At 70.7% G+C, this 17470-nt stretch carries 16 protein-coding genes; 9 read left to right on the top strand and 7 right to left on the bottom strand.

Annotated elements, in window-relative coordinates:
* Positions 1-82 precede the first annotated feature (82 nt).
* Entirely contained in the window at positions 83-529 is a 447-nt protein-coding gene (locus tag ABZ370_RS06635) for a spore-associated protein A (RefSeq protein WP_358617327.1), read from the top strand.
* 63 nt (positions 530-592) lie between these two features.
* Here ABZ370_RS06635 and ABZ370_RS06640 read toward each other — a convergent pair whose 3' ends face one another.
* The gene (locus tag ABZ370_RS06640) at positions 593-1429 is read right to left on the bottom strand and encodes a lytic polysaccharide monooxygenase (protein WP_358617329.1); all 837 of its coding nucleotides are present in this window, start codon (positions 1427-1429) and stop codon (positions 593-595) included.
* Positions 1430-1535: 106 nt separating this feature from the next.
* The gene (locus ABZ370_RS06645) at positions 1536-2297 is read right to left on the bottom strand and encodes a dienelactone hydrolase family protein (RefSeq protein WP_358617331.1); all 762 of its coding nucleotides are present in this window, start codon (positions 2295-2297) and stop codon (positions 1536-1538) included.
* 244 nt (positions 2298-2541) lie between these two features.
* Here ABZ370_RS06645 and ABZ370_RS06650 point away from each other — a divergent pair, with 244 nt between their 5' ends.
* The 5 genes from ABZ370_RS06650 (at position 2542) to ABZ370_RS06670 (ending at position 8474) form a co-directional block, all read left to right on the top strand.
* On the top strand, positions 2542-3843 hold the full coding sequence (locus ABZ370_RS06650) for a helix-turn-helix domain-containing protein (RefSeq protein WP_358617333.1): 1302 nt from the start codon (positions 2542-2544) through the stop codon (positions 3841-3843).
* Between the two features lie 244 nt (positions 3844-4087).
* Positions 4088-4489, top strand: a complete 402-nt coding sequence (locus ABZ370_RS06655; protein WP_358617335.1) for a hypothetical protein — start codon at positions 4088-4090, stop codon at positions 4487-4489.
* Positions 4486-6150, top strand: coding sequence for a cation acetate symporter (locus ABZ370_RS06660; RefSeq protein WP_358617337.1), 1665 nt, complete (start codon positions 4486-4488; stop codon positions 6148-6150). The genes ABZ370_RS06655 and ABZ370_RS06660 overlap by 4 nt, the downstream gene beginning before the upstream one ends.
* On the top strand, positions 6080-6856 hold the full coding sequence (locus ABZ370_RS06665) for a PTS sugar transporter subunit IIA (protein WP_358617339.1): 777 nt from the start codon (positions 6080-6082) through the stop codon (positions 6854-6856). The genes ABZ370_RS06660 and ABZ370_RS06665 overlap by 71 nt, the downstream gene beginning before the upstream one ends.
* 22 nt (positions 6857-6878) lie before the next feature.
* The gene (locus tag ABZ370_RS06670; RefSeq protein WP_358617341.1) at positions 6879-8474 is read left to right on the top strand and encodes a PTS ascorbate transporter subunit IIC; all 1596 of its coding nucleotides are present in this window, start codon (positions 6879-6881) and stop codon (positions 8472-8474) included.
* Positions 8475-8483: 9 nt separating this feature from the next.
* On the opposite strand, the gene ABZ370_RS06675 is transcribed toward ABZ370_RS06670, so the two are convergent.
* Positions 8484-10775: an excinuclease ABC subunit UvrA gene (locus tag ABZ370_RS06675; protein ID WP_358617344.1), complete on the bottom strand. Its 2292-nt coding sequence runs from the start codon at positions 10773-10775 to the stop codon at positions 8484-8486.
* 122 nt (positions 10776-10897) lie between these two features.
* On the opposite strand from ABZ370_RS06675, the gene ABZ370_RS06680 reads away from it, so the two are divergent.
* Together ABZ370_RS06680 and ABZ370_RS06685 are read left to right on the top strand one after the other, a co-directional pair.
* On the top strand, positions 10898-11641 hold the full coding sequence (locus ABZ370_RS06680) for a MerR family transcriptional regulator (RefSeq protein ID WP_358617347.1): 744 nt from the start codon (positions 10898-10900) through the stop codon (positions 11639-11641).
* 57 nt (positions 11642-11698) lie between these two features.
* The gene (locus tag ABZ370_RS06685) at positions 11699-12181 is read left to right on the top strand and encodes a VOC family protein (RefSeq protein WP_358617349.1); all 483 of its coding nucleotides are present in this window, start codon (positions 11699-11701) and stop codon (positions 12179-12181) included.
* Positions 12182-12246: 65 nt separating this feature from the next.
* On the opposite strand, the gene ABZ370_RS06690 is transcribed toward ABZ370_RS06685, so the two are convergent.
* Positions 12247-13191, bottom strand: a complete 945-nt coding sequence (locus ABZ370_RS06690; protein WP_358617352.1) for a threonine/serine dehydratase — start codon at positions 13189-13191, stop codon at positions 12247-12249.
* 96 nt (positions 13192-13287) lie between these two features.
* Between ABZ370_RS06690 and ABZ370_RS06695 the strand changes: the two genes are divergently transcribed.
* Complete coding sequence (locus ABZ370_RS06695; RefSeq protein ID WP_358617355.1) at positions 13288-13938, top strand: TetR/AcrR family transcriptional regulator C-terminal domain-containing protein; 651 nt, start codon at positions 13288-13290, stop codon at positions 13936-13938.
* A 49-nt stretch (positions 13939-13987) separates the two neighbouring features.
* Here ABZ370_RS06695 and ABZ370_RS06700 read toward each other — a convergent pair whose 3' ends face one another.
* From ABZ370_RS06700 to ABZ370_RS06710, 3 genes are all read right to left on the bottom strand, one after another.
* Positions 13988-14944 carry an alpha/beta hydrolase gene (locus tag ABZ370_RS06700; RefSeq protein ID WP_358617358.1) on the bottom strand — a complete coding sequence of 319 codons (957 nt, stop codon included), beginning with the start codon at positions 14942-14944 and terminating at the stop codon, positions 13988-13990.
* Positions 14945-15084: 140 nt separating this feature from the next.
* Complete coding sequence (gene htpG, locus ABZ370_RS06705; protein WP_358617361.1) at positions 15085-17034, bottom strand: molecular chaperone HtpG; 1950 nt, start codon at positions 17032-17034, stop codon at positions 15085-15087.
* A gap of 201 nt (positions 17035-17235) precedes the next feature.
* Positions 17236-17418, bottom strand: a complete 183-nt coding sequence (locus tag ABZ370_RS06710) for a hypothetical protein (RefSeq protein ID WP_358617363.1) — start codon at positions 17416-17418, stop codon at positions 17236-17238.
* Positions 17419-17470 lie beyond the last annotated feature (52 nt).

The raw sequence follows: 17470 nt of genomic DNA on the forward strand, positions 1-17470 counted from the left end.
ACAGAATCCCGTACAACCATCCTGGGCCTCCACATGTCACCTAGACGACGCAAACAGCGCCCTAGGGTTACAAGGGGGAAATATGAAGATTTCGCGCTATGTTGCCGCGACCGCGGTCCTGGCTTCCGCCGTCGCGGGCTCCGTGGTCCTGGCCCCGTCCGCCTCGGCGGCGACCAAGGCCGCGTACAACGGGGCCTGCGGCAGCGGGTACAAGGTGGTGAACTCGGCGCCGATCGGCACCCAGGGCACCGTCTTCCTGACGTACAACTCCAGCAAGGGCAAGAACTGTGTGGTCACCGTCCGCAACTCGGCCGGGGCGGCGAAGAACATGTTCGCCTACCTCTACGTGAACGGCTCGGACGACGTGCAGCTCGACGAAGGCCTGTACAAGTCCTACGCGGGCCCGATCTACGACACCGGGCGCGGGAAGTGCGTCGACTGGGCCGGGGGCATCGACAACCAGTCGACCTACACCTACGGGTCGAACTGCGCGTCCCTCAAGGAGCACCGGGTGACCAAGGGCTGGTAATCCGCACAGCCCTGCTCACCGCGTCACCCGACGCATCACCGAACGGGTCGCCGCCGCTGCCGGTCAGCGGCGGCGGCGCCGTGTCACGAACACCCCGGCGGCCGTCAGTACCGCGGCGGCCGAGCCACCCGCGACCAGCGGCATCGCGGTGCTGCCGCTGCCGCCTGACTTATCGGCGCGCCCGGACTTATCGGCGCGGCCTGACTCATCGGCGCGGTCGGCGGTGCCGTCGGCGGGCACCGGCGTGCCGCTGTTCTTCGCCCCGGCGGAGAGTACGACATCCGAGCAGGAGTAATACGTGTCCGCGGTACTGGAGTTGCGCCAGATCGTATACAGGAGCTGACGGCCGCTGCGGTCCGACGGCAGCTTCGCCTTGAGATGGTACGCACCGTCCGTCAGCGCCGGGTCCTTGATCTTCGCGAACGGCTTGGCGTCGAGATCGGACCACTTCAGCGGCTGCTTCGGATCGTAGCCCCGCTTGGTGAGATACAACTCGAAGGTGCCGGTGTGCGGAATGGTGGAGCTGTAGTCGAGCGTGAGGTCCGCTCCCGGGGCGAGCCGCGTCGAGGGCCAGTCCGCACGCGGCAGATCCAGCCCCCGGTATCCGTCGAGGCCCGCGCTGCACAGCTTTCCGTCCGGAATCCGCTCCCGGTCCCTGCCATTGACATCGGCGATGCGCAGGTTGTCCCACTGCTCGAACGCCGCGCCCCCGGCCGCCTTCGCCGCCTCGCAGGCCGCCGACCGCGCCTCCCGCCCGCCCTCCGGCGAGCAGGCCACCGTCCGGCTGACCGGGTTCACCGGCGCCCCGTGGGCCAGTGCGGGCCCGGCGCCCACCGCGATGAGCAGCAGCGAGGCGGTTCCGGTGAGGGCGGCCGAGGCGGCGGTGCGATGCGCGGTCATGCCGGGGAGTACGAGGGGGAGGGGCGGTGTGTTCAACGGCTTCGTTCAACCGGTCCGTTCAACGAGTGGGTTCAACGCGTGCGTTCAACGGGCCGCCGACGGCGCGTTACGGCCGCAGCGTGCGCGCGAACAGCGCCAGCAGCTCCTGCCAGTGCCGGTCCTCCGCGGCGGCGTCGTACATGGCGGTGTCGATCTGGGTGAACCCGTGGTGGGCGCCCTCGTACACCTCGCTGCGGTAGCGCACCCCGGCCGCGTCCAGCGCCCGCTCCAGCACGGCGATCTGGTCCGCCGGGATCGACGGGTCCTGGTCGGCGTGGCCGAAGTACAGCTCCGCCGAGATCCGGTCGGCGAGCCGGTGCGGGCTGTCCGGGGCGTCCGTGACCAGGTGGCCGCCGTGGAAGCTGGCCGCGGCCGCGACCCGCTCGGGGTGGGCCGCCGCGGTGCGCACCGCCAGCACGCCGCCCATGCAGTAGCCGACGCTGCCCACGGGCCCGTCCGTGACCAGCGGAGAGTCGGCCAGCCAGGCGAGGTAGGCGCCCGCGTCGCGCATCGCCAGCTCGGGCGTGTGCGCCTTCATCAGCGGGCCGAGGTGGTCGAAGATGTCCGACCGCTGCGAGGGGTCGATGAACTCCGGCAGCTCCACCACCGGCGCCCGCCCCGCGCGGTACAGGACGTTGGGCACCAGCACCGTGTAGCCGCTCCCGGCGAGGCGCTTCGCCGCCTCCTCGACCGTGGCACGCGGCCCGAAGGCGTCCGGGTACAGCAGGACGCCGGGATGCGGATTCCCGTCCTCGGGATGGGCCAGGTAGGCGTCGGCAATCCCGTCGGGGGTGGGGATGTCCAGGGAGGCGCCGTGCGCGGAAGCCATTGCCGCACCTTTCTCTCGCGTCGTGGGGGCGGCCCCACCGTACCGCTGCGCCCCCGGCGGCCCGTGGACCGGCTCATGCGGCTCATGTGGCCGGAGAGTGACGACCCCGAAGGGAATTGACCGAAGAGTCCGACCAGGCGGTATGTCGATGATGCAATAGCGGTGGACGTCCGGCCCCGGAGCGGACCGGGCCTCACGATGCCGCGTCGAGCGGCACATCGCACGTCAGAGGTGGAGGAACGTCATGCACCCGGTCACCGGCTCCCGCACCGTCGGCCCCGCCGCCGGTCGGCCCGCCAGCCGACTGTCTGCCGACAGGGCCCGGGCGCTGCCCCGGATGCCCGCCGCCCGCCCGCCCGTACGCTCGCGGGCCGACCCCGAGGCCATCGCCCTGCTGCACCGGACCGCCCGGGTCCTCATCGACGAACTGCCCCGGCTGACCGATGAGGTCGTCGCCCTGATGCGGGAGCGGGAACCGGTCTACAGCTCCGCCGCCATCGATCCGCAGGAACTGTGGCGGGACGTCAACGACTCGCTGTCCAACAACGTCCGCTCCCTGCTGTACCCCAAGGAGACACGGGAGCCCGCCCGCTCCGTCTCCTGGCGGATCGGCGCCGACCGCGCGGCCCAGGGCCTTCCGCTGGACGCGCTGCTGCACGGCTTCCGCATCGGGTGCACCGTCGTCTGGGACGAGCTGGTGGAAACGGCCTCGCGCGAGGACCCGGTCGGCGCCCACGGGCTGGTGCATGTGGCGTCCGACATCTGGCACTTCGTCGACGAGCACTGCACGCTCGTCTCCGAGGCGTACCACGAGGTCGGACGGCAGCTCGCCTGGCACCGCGAGAACCGGTTCCGGATCATCGTCGAGGCGCTGCTGGACGGCACCGCCCGGGTGAGCGACTTCCCCGAGGCGGAGGAGGTGCTGGGCCTGCCCGAGCAGGGGCGTTACGCGGTCGTCGCGCTGGACCACACCGGCTCCGGCCCCGGCGCACCGCGCCCGCCGGAGATCCACGGCGGCGGCCGTACGGTGTGGCACACGGGGGAGTCCACCGCCCACGCGATCGTCCTCCTCGGGGACGTCCATCCCCGGCAGGTGGCGCGGGGCCTCACCGTCCCGCAGGGCGCCCGGGCCGGGGTCAGCCCCGCCGTCACCGGCCTGGCCTCCGTGAACGCGGCCCGCCTGCTCGCCGATACGGCGCTGCGCGCATGCCCCGCCACCGGCCGGGCGGTGCTGCTGGAGGAGCACTACCCGGAGGCCCTGGTGGTGTCCGCCCCGGACCTGGCCACCGCGCTCGCCGCCCGCATGCTCGGCCCCGTCCTGGCGCTCGAACCCGCCGACCGGGACGTCCTGCTGACGACCCTGACGGCGTGGCTGGACGCCGACGGATCGGCGCGCGAGGCGGGGCGGGCGCTGTTCTGCCACCGCAACACGGTGCTCAACCGGCTGCGCCGCTACGAGCAGCTGACCGGGCGTACGCTGCACCGCCCGCGCGACGTCGTCGAGTTGTCGCTCGCCCTCGCGGCGCACGGGCTGCTGTCGCTCTGATCCCGCCCCGGCCGGGTCCCGCTCCGGCCGGGGCCGTGCGGCTGCGGTATGGACCTTTGCGGTCCACGGACCGAGAGCGGCCCCGCACGGGCCGGGAAGGGTGTGGCCCTGCACAACACCCGTCAGTGGATCATGTGCTCCTGCCACGCGGTCCCCTGACGGGCTGTACGGCGGTCCCGGTGAGCTGCTGTCGTGGCGGTTCCGTCCCACCCGCGCCGGACGGATTCGCCACGAGGAGCACGACATGTCCGATCACGCATGGGTGCAGACCACACATCCGCACCCGGTGCGCACCGCCGAAGTCATGCCACCGCGGCCGCCGGAGGCGACGGGCCCGCGCCCCGACCCGGGCACCGTCCCGAGCCCCGGGTTCCGTCCGGACCACCGCGGGGAGCGCCGGGCGCGTCGCTCGCCATGGCGGCGGCCGTGGCCGTGGACGGCGCGGGCCGCCTGCGCCGCGCTGGCCTGCCATCTGGCCGCCGTGGTCGTCAACTGCACCGCCGGTGGAGGGATCGACATCGGAGCGGGCGGCGGTTTCACGGTGGGTTCCCTGCTGGTGGGCGCCGACGCGGTGGTCCTGGTGACCGTCCTCGTCCGAGCCGAGCGGCGGGCCCCCGCCGAGGACACCCGGGAGAGAGAGCGATGAGCGGCGACTTCGAGCCGAGAACCCTGTCGTTCGTGCTGTTCGCCTGCTTCATCGCCGTATCCTTCCTGCTCTGCATCCTGGCGGCCACCGACAGCGACGACCCATCCGAGTTCTACATCGGCACCGGTTCGCTCGGCCCGATGCAGAACGGCCTGGCCATCGCGGGCGACTACATCTCGGCCGCCACCGTCCTCAGCACCACCGGCACCATCGCCATCGCCGGATTCGACGGCGTCCTCATCACCATGTCCACCGTGGTCTCGATCCTGCTGTTCATGCTGGTGATGGCCGGACCCCTGTGCGGACGCGGCCGGTACACCCTGGGCGATGTGCTGGCCGAGCGGCTGAGCGAACGCCCGGCCCGTATCGGCACCGCCGTGCTGGTGCTGGCGGTCACCATGCCGCTGCTCACCGTCCAGCTCAACGGCGCGGGCGACATGATGTCCCTGCTGATCGGCATCCCCGGCAGCGCCTCGGTCACCGGCTGCACCCTCTTCATCGGCTCCCTCATGGTCTGCTACGCCGCCCTCGGCGGGATGAAGGGCACCGGTTTCATCCAGATCCTCAAGACCGTCATCCTGCTGGGCGCGTTCATCCTGCTCGCCGTGCTCGTCGTCAAGCGCTTCGACTGGAACCCGGCGAGCCTCTTCGGCGCGGCGGCCGACAAGAGCGGCTACGGCGACGCCTTCTGGGAGTCCGGCCGCCAGTTCGGCGATTCGGTCACCGGCAAGCTGGAGGTCATCAGCATCCAGCTCACCCTGGCCGTGGGCGCGGCCTGTCTGCCGCACATCACGATGCGGCTCCACCCGATCCGCGGCGCGCGGGCCGCCCGCTCCGCCACGACCTGGGCCGTCGGCGCGGTCGCCGTGCTGGGCGGGCTGATCGTGATCGTCGGCGCCGGTGCCACGGCCATCGTCGGCACCCCGGCGCTGCGCGCCGCCGACCCCACCGGCACCAACTCCCTGCTGCTGCTCACCCGCGCGCTCGACCCGGAGGCCGAGTCGGCCCACCGCAGCCTGCTGTTCACCCTCGTCGCCTGCGCGGTCGTCATCACCACGCTCGCGGCCGTGGCGGGGCTCACCCTCGCCGCCGCGGCCTCCCTCGCCCACGATGTGCTGGCCAAGGTCTTGCTGCCGGAGCGGCTCTCCCCGGTCCGTGAACTGGCCGCGGCCCGCGCGGCGATCGTGGGCGTCGGCGTGGTGGCCGTCGCCCTGGCCATGGTGACCCAGCACTGGAACCGGCAGATCCTGATCTCCTTCACCTTCACCGCCGCGGCCTCCGCGCTCCTGCCGGTCCTGCTGTACGGGACGCTGTGGCGCGGCTTCACGGTGACCGGAATGCGCTGGGCGATGTACGGCGGCCTCGGCCTCACCCTCCTCACGATCGTCTTCTCCCCGGCGGTCTCGGGCGGCGCCCTCGCGGTCTTCCCCGACCGCGACTTCCACTGGTTCCCGCTGCGCAACCCGGGCCTGATCACCATCCCGGCGGGCTTCCTGCTGGGCTGGGCCGGTTCCCGCCTCGGAGGGCGGCCGAGCCCCGAACCCCCCTCGCCACCTGAGGAGCAGGGCGAGGATGCGAAAATTTCGCGCCATGGACGAACTGATAGATCTGCTACCGGCCGGGTGCGTACGGCTCGACGCGAGGGCGGCGGACTGGCGTGAGGCGATCGCGGTCGCCGGCGGGCTCATGGTGGACGCGGGCTTCACCACCGCCGAGTACACCGCGGAGATGATCGCGGGCGTGGAGGAGAACGGGCCGTACATCGTCGTCGCCCCCGGTGTGGCGTTCGCCCACGCGCGGCCCTCTCCCGCCGTCCGCGCGACCGGCATGTCCTGGGTGCGGCTGGCCGAGCCCGTCGCGTTCGGACACGAGACCAACGATCCGGTCACCCTGGTCGTGGCCCTCGCCGCCACGGACTCCGGCGCGCACACCGCCGCCATGGCGAGCCTGGCCCGGCTGCTCGGCGACCCCGCCGCCGCGGCCGCCCTCGCCGCGGCGCCCACCCCCGAGGCGCTGCGCACCGTGCTGAGCGGCGACGAGCACAGCCCAGCCGCCGCGAAGCCCCGGGCGGACGCGTCCTCACAGCACAAGATCCTCACGGTGTGCGGCAACGGCGTGGGCACGAGCCTGTTCCTCAAGAACACCCTGGAGCAGGTCCTGGACCGCTGGGGGTGGTCGGCTTACGTCACCGTGGAGGCCACCGACACCATCTCCGCGAAGGGCAAGGCCTCCGAGGCCGTGGCCCTGCTCACCTCCCGGGAGATCGCCAGGACCCTGGGCGATGTGGGACGGCCGGTGAAGGTGGTTCAGGACTTCACGAGCACCGCGGAGATCGACGCGGTACTCCGGGACACGTACGACGTCTGACGACGGGAACAGTGGAATTATCATGGGCTGGCTCGTAACTCCCGCGAAGTTTCTCGTGAACGAGATCCTGAGCGAACCCGCGTATCTGATCGGCATCATCACCGCCATCGGACTCATCGCGATGAAGAAATCCGCCGGGCAGATCATCGGCGGCGCCATCAAGGCGACCCTCGGCTTCCTGCTCATCGGGGCGGGCGCGGGGCTGGTCACCAGCTCCCTCGCCCCGCTGGGCACGATGATCCAGGGCGTCACCGGCGCGCACGGCGTCATCCCGACGAACGAGGCCATCGTCGGCATCGCCCAGGCGCAGTTCGGCTCGCGTGTCGCCTGGCTGATGATCCTGGGCTTCGTGGTCAGCCTGCTGCTGGCCCGGTTCACCCCGCTGCGCTATGTGTTCCTCACCGGACACCACATGCTGTTCATGGCCACGCTGCTGACCGTGGTGCTGGCGGGCGCCGGTCAGTCCACCGTCGTCGTGGTGGCGGTCGGCGGTGTGCTGCTCGGCATCATGCTGGTGGCCATGCCCGCGTTCGCCCACCCCTGGACCAAGCGGGTCACGGGCAGCGACACCGTCGCCATCGGCCACTTCGGCACGGCCGGTTACGTGGTGGCGGGCGCGGCCGGAAGGGTGGTCGGCAAGCGCAGCCGCAGCACCGAGGAGATGAAGCTCCCCGAGGGCTTGCGCTTTCTGCGCGACTCGATGGTGGCCACGGCCCTGTCGATGCTGTTCATCTACGTCGTGATGGCCGTGCTCTTCCTGATCAAGGTGGGACAGCACACGGCCTTCAAGGCGTTCGCCACCGGCACCGGGGCTGGAGCTGGTTCCGCGGCCACCGACACCGGCAACTATGTGATGCAGTCGGTGATGCAGGGCCTGCAGTTCGGCATCGCGGTCGCGGTCATCCTCTTCGGTGTACGCACGATCCTCGGCGAACTCGTGCCCGCCTTCCAGGGCATCGCGAACAAGGTCGTGCCGGGCGCACTGCCCGCGCTGGACGCGCCGATCGTCTTCCCCTACGCGCAGAACGCCGTGCTCATCGGCTTCCTTTCCAGCTTCACCGGCGGCCTGGTCAGCCTGGCGCTGCTCACCTGGGTGTTCAACCCGGCGTTCGGTCTCGCGCTGGTCCTGCCGGGCCTGGTGCCGCACTTCTTCACCGGTGGCGCGGCGGGCGTCTACGGCAACGCCACCGGCGGGCGGCGCGGCGCCGCCGTCGGCGCGTTCCTCAACGGTGTGCTCATCACCTTCCTGCCCGCCCTGCTGCTCAAGGTGCTCGGCGCGTTCGGGAAGCAGAACACCACCTTCGGCGACGCCGACTTCGGCTGGTTCGGCGCGCTCATCGGCAACGCGGGCAAGGCCGGTGGCGGGGTGGGCATCGCCCTCATCCTGCTCATCGGCCTGGCGGTCCTGGGCGCCGCCGTCCTGGTGCAGAAGCGCGTCGTCGAAACGGGCTGGGACCCGGGCGCCGCCCGCGACGCCTTCCTGCCCAGGGATACGGCGGCCGCCACGGCCGGGGAGGCGGCGCCGCCCGGCGGGCCGGACGCCCCGGGCGGGACCGCGTCGTACCCGAAGATCGCCCCGCCCGCGGGTGCCCCCGCACCCCCGCCACCGCCCCGGTGACACACGGGGCTACCCGCCGACGTACTCCCGCAGATGCGTGGCCGTCAGCGACGTACCGGAGGCCACGAGGTCGGCGGGGGTCCCGGTGAACACCACCCGGCCACCGTCGTGGCCCGCCCCCGGGCCCAGGTCGACGATCCAGTCCGCGTGAGCCATCACCGCCTGGTGGTGCTCGATGACGACGACCGTATTGCCGTCGTCCACCAGCCGGTCGAGCAGCCCGAGCAACTGGTCCACATCGGCCAGATGCAGCCCGGTCGTCGGCTCGTCCAGCACATACGTCGTGCCGTGCTTCGCCATGTGGATGGCGAGCTTGAGCCGCTGCCGCTCACCGCCGGACAGGGTGGTGAGCGGCTGGCCGAGCCCGATATAGCCCAGGCCCACCGCCATCAGCCGGTCGAGGATCACCCGCGACTGCCCGGTGGTGAAGAACTCCCGGGCCTCGGCCACCGGCATGGCGAGCACCTCGCCGATGTCGCGGCCACGCAGCCGGTACGCCAGCACCTCGGCCTTGAACCGCCTGCCCTCGCACTCCTCGCACACCGACGCCACCTCGGCCATCATCGCCAGATCCGTGTAGATCAGGCCGATGCCCTTGCACCGGGGGCACGCGCCCTCCGAGTTGGCGCTGAACAGCCCCGGCTTGACCCGGTTGGCCTTCGCGAACGCCGACCGGATCGGGTCCAGCAGCCCCGTATAGGTGGCCGGGTTGCTGCGGCGTGAGCCACGGATCGCCGACTGATCGGCGACGATCACCCCGTCCCGTCCGCCGAGCGAGCCATGGATCAGGGAACTCTTGCCGGACCCGGCGACCCCGGTGACGACGGTGAGCACCCCGAGCGGGATGTCGACATCGACGTCCCGCAGATTGTGCAGCCGGGCGCCAGTGATCGGCAGACGGCCCCTGGGCTCCCGTACCTTGTCGCGCGGGCTCACCCGGTGGCCGAGGTAGTCGCCCGTCAGGGTTCCGGAGGTGCGCAGCCCGGCCAGATCGCCCGCGTAGGCGATCCGTCCGCCCGCCGCACCGGCACCGGGGCCCAGATCCACCACATGGTCGGCGATCCGGATCGTCTCCGGCTTGTGCTCCACCACCAGCACCGTGTTGCCCTTGTCGCGCAGCTGGAGCAGCAGGGTGTTCATGCGCCGGATGTCATGCGGATGCAAGCCCACGGTGGGCTCGTCGAAGACGTACGTCACATCCGTCAGACTCGAACCGAGGTGGCGCACCATCCGCACCCGCTGCGCCTCGCCACCGGAGAGCGTGCCCGACTCCCGGTCCAGGCTCAGATACCCCAGGCCGATCTCCACCAGCGAGTCCAGCGTGTCGCGGAGGGTTTCCAGGACCGGCCCGACCGCCTCGTGCCGGATGCCCCGGACGAACGCGGCCAGATCGCTGATCTGCATCGCCGAGCACTCCGCGAGGGTGCGGCCGTCGACAGTGCAGGACCGGGCGGCCTCGTTCAGCCGGGAGCCGTCACAGCCGGGGCAGCGGGCGAGCGCGACCGCCCGGTCCGCGAACGCGCGCACCTGGGGCTGCATCGCCTCCCGGTCCTTGGCCAGGTACAGCCGCCTGACCTTGGTGACCAGCCCCTCGTAGGTCAGGTTGTTCTTGCCCACCTTGACCTTGGTCACGGGCTTGTGCAGGAAGTCCTGCCACTGCTCGGGGCTGTAGTCCCGCAGCGGGGCATCGGGGTCGAAAAGGCCGGAGCGCGCAAAAAGCTGCCAGTACCACGTGTCCACCCCGAATCCGGGGACGGTGATCGCCCCCTGGTTCAACGACCGTTCCCGGTCGACCAGTTGGCCGACGTCGATGTCCGATACCCGGCCCAGCCCCTCGCACCGCGGACACATGCCCTCGGCCGTGTTGAAGCTGAACGCGAGAGGCGGGCCGACATACGGGGTGCTGACCCGGCTGAACAGAATCCGCAGCAGGGTGTGGGCGTCGGTGGCAGTACCCACGGTGGAACGGGAGTTGGCGCCCATCCGCTCCTGGTCGACGATGATGGCCGCGCTGAGGTTGCGCAGTGCGTCGACGTCCGGACGGCCGAGCGTCGGCATGAAGTTCTGGACGAATGCCGTGTAGGTCTCGTTGATCAGCCGCTGTGACTCCGCGGCGACGGTGTCGAAGACGAGCGAGGACTTGCCGGAGCCGGAGACTCCGGTGAAAACGGTGAGCCGCCGCTTGGGTATATCGAGGGAAACGTCCCGCAGATTGTTCTCCCTGGCCCCGCGGACCTGAATCACATCGTGGCCGTCCGCGGCATGGTGGTGTCGTACATGGTCCCTGTCACTGACATCCATGCCTTCAAGTGTTTCATTGAAGTGCCGCGTAGAGACTTTTCGTCATCGCACGCGAGGTTGTCAGGAAGCGAGGGCGGAAAACCCTCAACTCGCCGTGAGCGCCATCCGGATAGGGTCACCCCATGAGCCGTCCCCCGAGCAGTCCCGAGGCACCGCTGCGCCCCATCGATCTGGCACGCTCGGCCGGAGTCTCCACGCAGCAGATCCGCAACTACGTCGACGCGGGCGTCCTGCCCCCGGCGTCCCGCACCCCGGCCGGATACCGCAGGCTCGACACCCGCCACCGCCGCGCGCTGGTCACGTACGACGCGCTCGTCCCGGGGTACGGAGCGCACACCGCCCGGGCGGTCATGCGGGCGGTCCACACCGGGGACGTACCGCTGGCGCTCAGCCTCGTGGACGCCGCCCACGCGGCCCTGCACGAGCAGCGGCTGTCCCTGCGGGCCGCGGGCGAGGCGCTCGAAGCGGTCGCCCGGCAGACCCCCGAGACCCTGGACGTACCGCTGGGGGCCTTGCGCATCGGCGAAGTGGCCGCGTACCTGGGCGTGCGCACCTCCGCGCTCAGGGTGTGGGAGTCCGCCGGGCTGCTGGTCCCCAGGCGCGAGCGCGGCACCGGCTACCGCACCTACGGCCCGGCCGAGGTCCGGGACGCCCGGATGATCCATATGCTGCGGCAGGACCGCTACCCCCTGGACCGGATTCGGCCCGTCCTGGAGGAACTGCGCGGTACGGGCAGCAGCGCCGCCCTGCGCGAGGTCATCGCCGAACGCCGGGAGGGGCTGACCCGGCGCACCACGGCCATGCTCGAAGGCGCCGGTCGGCTGCACGGATATCTCACCGGCCATCGGTGTGCCGAGGAGCGATGAGTTTGCCGCGCGACGCCGGTCGGTACAGGTAAACATTCCCACCCGCAGGAGGCACTGATGGCCAGCGACGGATTCACCACATGCCTGTGGTTCGACGGCCGGGCCGAGGAGGCGGCGCAGCACTACGTCTCGATCTTCAAGGACGGCAAGCTCGGCCGGACCCTCCGCTACACCGAGTCCGGTCCCGGCACCCCCGGCTCGGTGCTGACCGTGGACTTCGAGGTCAACGGCCAGAAGTTCGTCGGGCTCAACGGCGGGCCGGAGTTCACCTTCAACGAGGCCATCTCCTTCCAGATCCACTGCGCGGACCAGGAGGAGGTCGACTACTACTGGAACCGGCTTCTGGAGGGCGGTGGCCAGGAGGTCCAGTGCGGCTGGCTGAAGGACAAGTTCGGGGTGTCCTGGCAGGTCGTCCCCGAGGTTCTCATGAAGATGATCGCCGACTCCGACCCGGCGAAGGCGAAGCGCGCCATGGACGCCATGATGACGATGGTCAAGCTTGACATCGCCGCACTTCGGAAGGCATACGCGGGGGAGTAGACGGCCGCCGGTCCCACCCGCCCCTTCCCGCGTCCGGGGGAGGGGCGGGCGCTCCCGCGGTGCCGCTACGGGTGTGCCAGGTCCCCCGGATCGGTGTTGGCCCCGCACAGCAGCACCGCCACCTTCTCGCCGCGCCCGGGCTCGTACGCCCCCGACCGCACCGCCGCCATCGCCGTCGCCGCGGCGTGCTCCACCGCGATCCGGCGGTCGTCCCACAGGGCCTGCCGTGCCGAGACGATCTCCTCGTCGGATACGAGCACCGACCGCACCCCGTCCTTGCGCACCCACTCCAGCGCCATCGGCGACGCACGCCGCGCCCCCAGCGAATCCGCCGCGACCGAGTCCACCGGGACGTCGACCACCGCCCCCGCCTCCAGCGCCGCGTTCAGCGCGCGCGCTCCGCGCGGTTCCACGGCCACCACCTTGACGCCGTGCGCCAGCGCGGACACCGCGACCCCGGTGAACAGCCCGCCGCCCCCGACCGACACCACGACGGTGTCCAGGTCAGGGCAGGACCGCAGAATCTCCTCCATCACGGTGCCCGCACCGGCCGCGATCAGCGGATGGTCATAGGCGTGCGACTCCAGCGCACCGGTCTCGGCGGCGTGCTTGCGGGAGGCGTCCAGCGCGTCGGCGTACTCCCGGCCGACCTGGCGCACCTCCGCCCCGAGCGCGCGCAACCTGCCGACCTTGACCGCGGGCGCCGTCTCGGGCACGAACACCGTGGCGGTCACGGAGTGCCGGGCCGCCGCCCAGGCGCAGGCCAGCCCGGCGTTGCCGCCGGAGGCGATGACGACACCCGCGTCCGGCACGGTGCCCGCCTCGATGTGGCTGCCGATGAAGTTGAACGCCCCGCGCGCCTTGAAGGAGCCGGTGTGCTGCAGGAATTCCAGGGCCAGCCAGCCCTCGGCCCCGCCGAAGGCCCCCTCGTCCACCGGGGCGAGCGCGACGGGCCGGATGTGCCCCGTGGCTCGCCGCGCCGCGGCCTGTACGTCGTGATGAGTCACCATGCGAAACACTGTAACAACCACTGTTACGCTCTGCCCGGTGAGAGATCTGCCCCGTGAGAGATCACGGGAGAGATCTGCCCCGTGAGAGAGGGACCTGTGAGACAGAAGAAGCGGACCGCGGCCGACCCGCCCGCCCTGGACACCATCGCGGTGGCGGCTCTGTCGGTCATCGATGAGGAGGGCCCCGAGGCGCTGAGCTTCCGCGCGGTGGCGCAGCGGCTCGACGTCTCGCACGCCACGGTCTTCCGCCGCTGCGGCGACTTCGACGGTCTGCTGAACGCCTGCGCCGACCACCTGGCCACCCTGCTGCCCCGGGTGCCGCAGGACACCGACTGGGCCGCCGCCACCGAGACCCGTTTCACCGCGCTGTACGAGGTGCTCGTCCGGCACCCGGGGCTGGCGGCGCTGCGCGCGGGCCGCTCCTGGTTCGGCCCGCAGCTGCTGAGCCGTCTGGTCGAGCCGCAGCTCGCCCAGAGCGTCGCCGCCGGGATGACACCGGCGGCGGCCATCCAGGTCTACCGCCGCCTGTATCTGCTCACCCTCGGCGCCGTCGCCTTCGTCGACCACCAGGACGAGAAGCGGGCCCTGGCCACGGCGCGTACAGCGCTCGCCGCGCTGGACCCCGAGGAGTTTCCGGTGCTGTCGGGGCAGCGGGACGTGGTGCTGCCCGCTCTGACCGATCACCGCGTCTACTACGACGGGCTGCGCCAGCTGATCCGCGCCGCGGCCGCCGAACACCTCGGCTGAAGCACCCTCGGCCGCACTGTCTCGGCCGCATTCGCTGAGCCGCGCTGCCTCAGCCGAGCCCCTGCAGCCAGGCGATCAGCAGTCGGCTGACCTCCTCGGCCCGCTCCTGCTGCACCCAGTGGCCACAGCCGTCGAGCAGGTGCGAGGACACCAGACCGGGGAGGGTGGTGGGGTACGCCGCGACGGCGTCGGCCAGCCAGCCGAGCGAGGCGTCGCGCTCCCCGGCCAGGAACAGCGAGGGCTGGGTGAGGGGTGCCCCGTCCCATGCCGCGAGGTCCTCCCAGTCGCGGTCGGCGTTGCGGTAGCGGTTCAGCGCCCCGGTCAGCCCGGTCCGTTCGAACTCCGCGGCGCACGCGTCGAGATCGGATTCGGTGAGCCAGGACGGCAGCGGACCGTCCGGGAAGCGGTCCCGCATCCGTGCGCCCCGGGGGACGAAGAAGGGGCTGCCGCTCTCGGGTGAGGGCGCCGTGTCGCCCGAGAGCGCGGTGTAGAGCCCCGCGAGCCAGCCGCGTACATCGGGCTCGATCTCCGCCTCGGCCCGGCCGGGCTGCTGGAAGTAGCCGACGTAGAACTCCTCGTCCCCGCCGATCCGTGCGAAGACCTCGCTGGGCCGCGGCCCGCCCCGGGGCGCGTACGGCACGCCGAGCAGCCCCACGGCGGTGAAGACATCGGGCCTGAGCAGCGCGGAGTTCGCGGCGATGGGGGAGCCCCAGTCGTGGCCCACGACCACCGCGGTCTCCTCGCCGAGGGCACGGACCACGCCGACGTTGTCGCCGACGTGGGCGAGCATGCGGTACGCCGCCACGTCGTGTGGCGCGGAGGAGCGGCCGTAGCCGCGTACGTCGATGGCCACCGCGCGGTATCCGGCCGCGGCGAGCGCGGGGAGCTGATGGCGCCAGGAGTGCCATGTCTCGGGGAAGCCGTGGATCATGAGGACCAGTGGGCCGGAGCCCTCCTCCACCACATGGATACGGGCATCCCCGACGTCGACCAGCCGATGGTGCATAAGTCCTCCCTGAACTGCCGTGGCCTCATGGCTCACCGCGCCACGATCATGAGGTGACGGCCGGGGAGAGGGGGAGAGGATTTGCCGGTTCGGCAAAAGACCCCCGGCGGGCCGTGGCGACGGCCCGCCGGGGGTGCGGATCACAGCGTCTTTTCCAGGCGACCGGCCATCAGCTTGATGAAGCGCGACGGGTCGCTCAGTTCGCCGCCCTCGGCGAGCAGGGCCATTCCGTAGAGGAGTTCGGCCGTATCCGCGAGGCCTTGGTCCTCCGCCCGCTCGCCATACGCCGTGCGCAGGCCGCTGACCAGCGGATGCGTGGGGTTCAGCTCCAGGATGCGCTTGATCTGGGGCACGTTCTGCCCCATCGCGCGGTAGATGTTCTCCAGCGCCGGAGTGACATCGTGGGTATCGCCGACGATGCAGGCCGGGGAGGTGGTGAGGCGGGAGGAGAGCCGCACCTCCTTGACCTGCTCGTTCAGCGTCGTCGTCATCCAGGACAGCAGATCGGCGAAGTCCTTCTTCTGCTGCTCGCGCTCGGGCCCGCCCTCGCTCGACTCGTCCTCGTCGTCGAGGTCGACCTGACCCTTGGCGACGGACCGCAGCTGCTTGCCCTCGAACTCGGGGACGGCGTCGACCCACAGCTCGTCGATGGGGTCGGTCAGGACCAGCACCTCGTACCCCTTGGCCTGGAAGGCCTCCATGTGGGGCGAGTTCTCCACGAGCGAGCGCGACTCGCCCGTCAGGTAGTAGATGTGCTCCTGCCCCTCCTTCATGCGCTCCACGTACTGCCGGAGGGTGGTCGGCTGCTCCGCGTCATGCGTCGAGCCGAACGAGGAGACCTCCAGGATCGCGTCCCGGTTCTCGAAATCGCCCAGCAGCCCTTCCTTGAGGACGCGGCCGAACTCCTTCCAGAACGTGGCGTACCGCTCGGCGCTTTGGGACATCATGTCCTTCACCGTCGACAGCACCTTCTTGACCAGCCGACGGCGCATCAGCTGGATCTGGCGGTCCTGCTGAAGGGCCTCGCGCGAGACATTCAGCGAAAGGTCCGCGGCGTCGACGACGCCCTTGACGAAGCGCAGATATTCCGGCATGAGCGCTTCGCAGTCGTCCATGATGAAGACGCGCTTGACGTAGAGCTGCACCCCCCGCTTGCGGTCCTGCATATACAGGTCCTGCGGTGCGCGGGACGGAATGAACAGCAGCGACTGGTATTCGAAGGTGCCCTCCGCCTGCATGCGGATGGTTTCGAGCGGGTCGGTCCAGTCGTGGCTGATGTGCTTGTAGAACTCGCTGTATTCCGCGTCGGTGACCTCGCCTCGCGGACGGGCCCACAGCGCCTTCATCGAGTTGATCGTCTCGAGTTCGGGGGCGCCGCCGTCGTCGGGCGTGCTGCCGTCCTCGGACGCGTCGCCGGACGAGGCGGGAGCGCCTTCGCCGGCCATCCGGATCGGCCAGGTGATGAAGTCCGAGTAGCGCTTGACGATCTCCCGGATCTTCCACGGCGAGGAGTAGTCGAAGAGATGGTCCTCGGCGTCCTCGGGCTTGAGCCGCAGGGAGACCGTGGTGCCCTGGGGCGCGTCCTCGACCGGCTCGATGGTGTACGTGCCTTCGCCGCTGGACACCCAGCGGGTGCCCTGGCCCTCACCCGCGCGGCGGGTCAGCAGCGTCACCTCGTCGGCGACCATGAAGCTGGAGTAGAAGCCGACCCCGAACTGCCCGATGAGGTCCTGGGAGGCCGCCGCGTCCTGCGACTCCTTCAGCTCCTTGAGGAATTTCGCGGTGCCCGAGTTCGCGATCGTGCCGATGAGCTGCACCACGTCCTCGTGGGACATGCCGATGCCGTTGTCGCGCACGGTCAGCGTGCGCTGTTCCTGGTCGACGTCCAGCGCGATATGGAGATCGTCGGTGTCCGCCTCCAGATCCCCGTCCCGGAGGGATTCCAGCCGCAGCTTGTCCAGGGCGTCGGAGGCGTTGGAGATGAGCTCCCGCAGAAAGACATCCTTGTTCGAGTAGATCGAATGAATCATCAGCTGCAAGAGCTGACGCGCCTCGACCTGAAACTCGAATGTCTCTACCCCTGTAGTCACCTGATTCCCCTCATGCGATAAGTGTGCGACGCCATCAAATCCGGTGCGTCGCCGGGATCTTATCGAAGAGGGAGGTCATCGCGCCTGGTGGTCAGGTGCCTTCGCGCGGTCGCGTGGCCCGACGGCTGGCGCCCCGGGCCGCGCCGGTTGTCGCTTCGTATTCCGGGAACCCGCTGGGGGCCGAGACGGTACGGACCCTCGTCACTCGCTCCGCTGGTGCGGGTGGGGCCCTTGAGCGGGGCGGATGCGGCTCCAGTCGAGGGCCTCGGCGGCCTCCCGCTGAATCACCTCGGCCGCTTCCCGTGCCTCGGCGAGAACATCGCCTTGTTCCGCTATGAGACTGTCGTAGATCGGGGACAGATCGCCCCTGTTCGCGGTGGTCATGCTGGGGTACATCCTTCGTGCCGTGGTACAGGTGTGCCACCCGAGCCTAACC

This window comes from Streptomyces sp. NPDC005962 (assembly GCF_040629205.1).
Lineage (GTDB): Bacteria > Actinomycetota > Actinomycetes > Streptomycetales > Streptomycetaceae > Streptomyces.